A 2,675-nucleotide genomic window follows, 5' to 3' on the forward strand; every position below is an offset into this window, starting at 1 on the left:
TGAAGTGCTAGATTTTCGTACGCCCTCGAGCAGGCGGCTTACGAAAATCTGGCAGGAAGCGATAACCGGCGGCGCCCTAAGCCGCCATGGGGGTGCGAAGAGTCACCCCCGCCAGTGGGTGCACCGAACCCGTGAGGCTTCTGCCTGCAGGCACTTGCGTGGGATCCCCTGGCCAGTTCGCCTCATCCCGTACGGGATCAACCGGGGACCGTGCCTTCCCGGCCGGGAGTGTCACTCCTTGCCATGCCGCGGGCCGGTGCCCTGCTCGCCGCCGGTGCGCGCTGGCAGCCAGGCCACCCATCATCCCTGGCGAGAGGAGCACCCGCGACCGCAACCCTGGGCAGGAGGCCCATCATCCCTGACGAGAGAGGCATAGGGTGTGAACGTGTACCATCCCAGTCGAAGGGGAGCGATTGCATGGACGTGCGCGTCTACCCCGCCGAACGCCTGGAGGGCGTGGTGAACCCGCCTTCCTCCAAGAACTACACGACGCGTTATCTGCTGGCGGCGGCGCTGGCCGAGGGTGAGTCCTTAATCCGCTTCCCCGCGGAGAGCGAGGACGCGACGGCCTTGAAGCGCTGCCTGGCAGACCTCGGCGCCGTGCTCGTCCCCGATGGAAAGCACCTGCGGGTGAGGGGTTTCGGCCGGCGCCCCAGAAACCCACGCACGCTGAACCCGGGCAACGCCGGGGCCGTCTTGCGCTTCCTGATGGCCGTCTGCGCTGCGACGCTGGACGAGATCACCTTCGTCACCGACTACGCCGATTCGCTGGGCAAGAGGCCCCAGGGCGACCTGCTGGACGCCCTGGGGCAGCTGGGTGCGACGGTGGAGAGTCGGGAAGGGCGGCTGCCCATCACGATCCGGACCGGCGGGGCGGCGGGCTCGAACCTGGGGAGCGGAGGGCCCCGGGCAGCAGGGGGGGATCACGGCAGCGGCGGGCTCCACGGCGGCACCGTGCGGGTGAGCGGTTCCGTGTCGAGCCAGTACACGTCGGCGCTGCTGTTCGCCGCGCCGCTGATCGGCCAGGACGTGACCATCGAGGTGACGGGCGATCTGAAGTCCCGCCCGGCCCTCCGCCAGACCCTGCAGGTGCTGCGGGAGGCGGGCATCCGGGTGGATGCCGCGCCGGACCTGCGCCGCTTCTTCGTGCCCGGCGGGCAGCGGTACGAGGCCCGGGAGTACACCGTGCCCGGCGACTACCCCGGGGCCGCGGCCCTGATGGCGGCCGCGGCGGTGGTGCCCTCCGACGTGACCATCCCACGGCTCTTCCACGACGAGCAGGGAGAGCGGCAGGCGGTGGAGGTGCTGGCGGCGATGGGGGCCGACATCGTCCACGACGGGCAGCAGGTGCGCATTCGGGGGGGCCGGCCGCTCCGGGGCGGGCGTTTCGATGGCGATCCATTCACCGACGCCGTGCTCGCGTTGACCGCCGCTGCCGTTCTCGCTGTGGGCGAAACCGTTATATATAATGTGGAAAACCTGCGCTACAAGGAGTGCGACCGCATCTCGGACTACCGGGCGGAGTTGAACATGCTTGGAGCCCGAGTGGAGGAGGGGCGGGACCGGCTGATCGTCCACGGCCGCCCGGAGGGGGTAGAGGGCGGTGTGACGGTGGAGAGCCGCATCGACCACCGGGTGATCATGGGTCTCACCATTGTCTCCCTGCGGGCCCGGGAGCCGGTGGTGATCCGGGATGCGCACCATGTGGCGAAGTCGTATCCGGCTTTCTTCGACGACCTGCGGCGGCTGGGGGCGCGCATCGAGGAGGTCTGAACGCGCCGGATGGCTCGCCAGTTTGGGGGGGTGCGCATCGAGGGGGTCTGAACGCGCCGGATGGCTCGCCAGTTTGAGGGGGTGCGCATCGAGGAGGTCTGAACGGGCTGGATGGCTGGCCATTTTGGGGCCCGCATCGAGGAGGTCTGAACGGGCTGGATGGCTGGCCATTTTGGAGTGCGCATCGCGGAGGTTTGAGCGCGCTGGATCGCTCGCCAGTATGGGGCGCGAATCGCGGAAGTATGATCGCACTGGACTGGCCGCCGTTTGGGGTGCGTATCGAGAAAGTCTCATAGTGCTTGCGCCAGTGGGGTGCACATTGAGGGAGTTGGTCGGGCCCGGATGTTGCCCGCTCGGGGGAAGGGCTCGCGGAGGCTCTGTGGGTGCAGACGCCCGCCACTGCTGTGGAGTGGTGCTGGGGGCGGGTACTCGCCCAGCGCGGGAAGCAGGGCCATGCTGGCGCCGACGGTGAAGTGTGGTGTTCGGCCGTCGCTGAGCGTGGATGGTCCCCTAGTTCCAGGGCTGTCGCTGTTCTCGCTGGGAGCTAAACCAGCACATATAATATGTAGACAACCGTCCATGGGCCTGCCGGCTGTGTCCCGGGGAGTGAACGCCGCACAGCAGAGCGGCACTAGCCTGACCTGGGGGCGAAAGCAGGGACAGTTCAACCGTAACCGGACCTGATCGCCAGAAAGGTGCGGTGCGGGTCAACCGGAGCCGGACACGATCCAACAGCGGACCCGAGTCCAGGGAATCGCCGGAGCGTTTGACCTGACCACGGGACCAAGTGCAGAAGAACCGCTGGAGCATCTGACCTGACAACGGGACCGCATGCACGGGAACCCGCCGGAGCGTTCGACCTGACACCGGAACCGAGTGCAGGGGAACCGTCGGAGCGTTCG

The 2,675-nt window shown here is 68.0% G+C and carries 1 protein-coding gene; it reads left to right on the plus strand.

What is annotated here, in order from left to right:
- Window positions 1–417: 417 nt before the first annotated feature.
- Window positions 418–1,773 carry a 3-phosphoshikimate 1-carboxyvinyltransferase gene (locus AB2385_RS16865; protein ID WP_367656173.1) on the plus strand — a complete coding sequence of 452 codons (1,356 nt, stop codon included), beginning with the start codon at window positions 418–420 and terminating at the stop codon, window positions 1,771–1,773.
- The last annotated feature ends 902 nt before the right edge of the window (window positions 1,774–2,675 follow it).

The organism is Symbiobacterium sp. (assembly GCF_040797425.1).
Lineage (GTDB): Bacteria > Bacillota > Sulfobacillia > Symbiobacteriales > Symbiobacteriaceae > Symbiobacterium.